2 protein-coding genes are annotated in these 2,518 nt (G+C 65.3%); both read right to left on the minus strand.

Annotated elements, in window-relative coordinates:
* Nucleotides 1-287 precede the first annotated feature (287 nt).
* The gene (locus tag ACX3OZ_RS20770) at nucleotides 288-1,487 is read right to left on the minus strand and encodes an IS91 family transposase (RefSeq protein ID WP_459105497.1); all 1,200 of its coding nucleotides are present in this window, start codon (nucleotides 1,485-1,487) and stop codon (nucleotides 288-290) included.
* A 4-nt stretch (nucleotides 1,488-1,491) separates the two neighbouring features.
* A complete protein-coding gene (locus ACX3OZ_RS20775) occupies nucleotides 1,492-2,397 on the minus strand; it encodes a tyrosine-type recombinase/integrase (protein ID WP_459105498.1) in 906 nt (301 codons plus the stop codon).
* Nucleotides 2,398-2,518 lie beyond the last annotated feature (121 nt).

Below are 2,518 nucleotides of genomic sequence, written 5' to 3' on the forward strand. Positions count from 1 at the left end.
GGTGAAGGGTTTGGGATGCCGCTTGGCGTCGCAAAGCCACCCATGCAGGAACCCGCGGTCCGCACGCTTTGCGCTATGGGGTTTGTTGTTTTGGTGCGGTTGGGCGGATGCCAGGAACTGGGGCACCAAGTGTTCCAGGCGCGTCCAGCGGTCGGCGCTCAGGCCTGTTGAAGGCCCGGTTGAACGCGCTTTTCGTTGGATTGGTGGGCATAACGGCGATCGCTGCGGCGCTGGGCGCAAACCATCCCATCGGCCGGTGACGTGGCGCGACCGTTTGAACAAGTTGGTCATGCCGGGTCATGGACGGTCTCCCGGTTCGAGGGCTTGGCGGCAGGTGGTGCGCGCGGCCGGCACGCGGTGGCGAAGGTCTCGATGATCACCATGGCGCCGCCACAGCAAGGGCATGGCGGTTGGTGATCGGCGGGCTCTTCGGCTGCCGGTTCGTCCGGCGTCGGCGCGACCTTGAGCAATTCACGAGCCTGCGCAATGCAGTCCTTGCGGGCCGAGCCAGCGAGCAGGCCGTAATGGCGGATGCGGTGGAACCCGCGCGGCAGAACGTGGATCAGAAAGCGGCGGATGAACTCCTCGGCGGCGATCGTCATCACCTGCTGCCGTTCGGCACCGGTGCGGCGATAGTTCTTGTAGCGGAAGGTGACGCCGGCCCCGTCGAACGCGATGAGACGGCTGTTGGAGATCGCCACCCGGTGAGTGTAGCGGGAGAGATAGGCGAGCACCGCCTGCGGCCCGGCGAAGGGCGCCTTGGCGTAAACCACCCAGCGCTTCTTGCGGACCGGCGCGAGGTGCCTCTGGAAGGCGCGTCGGTCGCTGAGCCCGGCCATCTTGCCGAAGAAAGTGAGCCGGCCAGCATCGTAAAGCTCGATTAGGCGGGTCATGAACAATCGCCGGAACAACGCGCCGAGCACCCGCACCGGCAGCAGGAAGGCCGGGCGCGATGATATCCATTGTCCATCCGGGCCAATGCCGCCACCGGGCACGATCATGTGGATATGGGGATGGTGGGTCATGGCTGAGCCCCAGGTATGGAGCACGGCGGTGATGCCGATGCGGGCACCCAGGTGTTTTGGATCGGCAGCAATCGTCAGCATGGTCTGCGATGCCGCCTTGAACAGCAGATCGTAGACCTGCGCCTTGTTGTGGAAGGCGATATCGGCGATCTGGGCAGGCAGCGTGAACACGACATGGAAGTAGCCGACCGGCAGAAGATTGGCCTGCTGGGCTTCGAGCCAGGTGCGGGCCGCGGCGCCCTGGCACCGGGGACAATGCCGGTTGCGACAGCTGTTGTAGGCGATGCGCTGATGCCCGCAGTCAGGACAGGCTTCGACGTGACCGCCGAGGGCAGCGGTGCGGCAGGCCTCGATCGCCGACATCACCTTGAGCTGGTCCAGGCTCAGATGCCCGGCATGGGCGATCCGATAGGCAGGGCCGGAAGCACGGAAGATATCGGCGACCTCGATGGCGGCGCGCACCGGCTCAGGTGGGCGGCGGCTTGTCCTCCATCAGTGCCATCAGCCGGTCCAAAGGACTGGCGACCGCCCGGATCGTGCGGGTCGAGACCTTGGTGTAGAGCGCAGTCGTCTCGAGCTTGCTGTGCCCGAGCAGCACCTGGATGACGCGAATATCGACGTCCTGTTCCAGCAGGTGAGTGGCAAAGCTGTGCCGCAAGGTGTGCGGGCTGACGCGCTTGCGAATGCCCGCGACCTCGGCCGCTTCCTGCACCGCACGATGCAGTTGCCGCGACGAGATCGGATCGGTGCAAGAGCGGCCCGGGAACAGCCAGCCATGCGGCAGCATGACGCCCCGCCGCTTACCCTCGCGCCACCACAGCCGCAGCAGTTCCAGCAGCTGCGGCGAAAGCATGGCGTTACGGTCCTTGCGCCCCTTGCCCTCTTCGATCCGGATCAGCATGCGGGTGCTGTCGATATCGTCGACCTTGAGGTGGGCAACCTCGGAGACGCGTAAGCCGGCGCCATAGGCCACCCCGAGTGCGGCCTTGTACTTGATGGTTGGCGCCGCCGCGAGCAGACGCGCCGCTTCCTCCACGCTCAGCACATCGGGCAGCTTGCGCTGATATCGCGTGATCACCAGTACGCGGGCCAGATCGCGCCGCTTCAGCGTCACCTCAAACAGGAAGCGCAGCGCCGAGACCGCGCCATTGATGGTGGAGGGGCTAACGCTGTTCTCATGCTGATGGAGCTGAAAACGCCGGATATCCTCGCTTGTGGCGGTATCGGGAGCGCGCCCCAGAAACGCAGCGAAGCGCCGGACGTGCCGGACATAGTCGTGCTGGGTATGCGAGCCCAGGCCGCGCATCAGCATATCCTGCTGCATCCGCTGGCGGAGCGGTGTGACGGCAGCGTCGGTCGACGGGGTAGCCATGGCAAGTTCCTCTGGTTGAAGGGAACTCCATCGTCAGATCAGGTGCGGCTTGATCCCAAGTCTATAATGAAACCGCGACCACGCCGCACCCGCCCTCCCGCAAAGCGGGTTCGTGCATGGG

The sequence above is a fragment of the Devosia sp. A369 genome (assembly GCF_054489345.1).

What these genes read in the sequence shown, in the direction of transcription:
- ACX3OZ_RS20775 (WP_459105498.1), bottom strand. Translation starts at nt 2,397, where the DNA reads ATGGCTACCCCGTCGACCGACGCTGCCGTCACACCGCTCCGCCAGCGG.